Below are 860 nucleotides of genomic sequence, written 5' to 3' on the forward strand. Positions count from 1 at the left end.
CGATCCCCGGGGCGGGGCTGCGGCGTTCCCTGGCGCGCGCACACGTGTTCACATAAATTCACAATCAGTTCGTGATGAAGTGTGAAATCGTGTTACGCTCCTCGCATCCCTTCCCCTGTTTCAACGAGGAGCGTGTGACGTGACTGTGCGCATCGGCGTGATCGCGGACGACCTGACCGGCGCGACCGATATCGCGGGCTTCCTGGCCGCGAACGGCCTGCGCACCGTGCAACTCAACGGCGCTGCCGACGAGAGCCGGGCTGCCACACTCACCGAGGTGGACGCGGTCGTGATCGGGCTCAAGAGCCGCTCCGTGCCGGTCGACGAGGCGGTCGCGATGAGCCGCAGCGCCCTCGCGGAGCTGCGCGCCGCGGGAGCCGAGCGCATCGTGTTCAAGTACTGCTCGACCTTCGACAGCACCCCCGCCGGAAACATCGGCCCCGTCACGGACGCGCTGCTCGCCGAGCTGGACAGCGACTTCACCGTCGTGTGCCCGGCGCTGCCGGTCAACGGCCGCACCGTCTACCAGGGCACCCTCTTCGTCTGGCAGCAGCCGCTCAACGAGTCCGGCATGCGCCACCACCCGGTTACCCCGATGACGGACGCGAACCTGCTCCGCGTCCTCGGGGCGCAGACCGAGGGCCGGACCGGCCTCGTGCCCTTCGCGACGATCGAGGCGGGGCCGGACGCGATCCGCGCCCGCCTCGCCGAGCTGCGCGCCGAGGGCGTGCGCTACGCCGTGCTCGACTGCGTCACCGATCGCCACCTCGACGCCATCGGCGAGGCCGTCACCGACCTCCCGCTCGTGACCGGCGGTTCCGGGATCGGGGCCGGGCTCGCCCGCGCGGTCAGCGCGCGAT

General features: G+C 70.6%; 1 protein-coding gene. It reads left to right on the top strand.

Annotated elements, in window-relative coordinates:
- Positions 1-139: 139 nt before the first annotated feature.
- On the top strand, positions 140-860 hold a 721-nt coding region (gene otnK / locus OOT08_RS17450), incomplete at its 3' end, for a 3-oxo-tetronate kinase (protein WP_325094130.1).

Source organism: Leucobacter sp. M11 (assembly GCF_035726885.1).
Taxonomy (GTDB): Bacteria; Actinomycetota; Actinomycetes; order Actinomycetales; family Microbacteriaceae; genus JAPFRB01.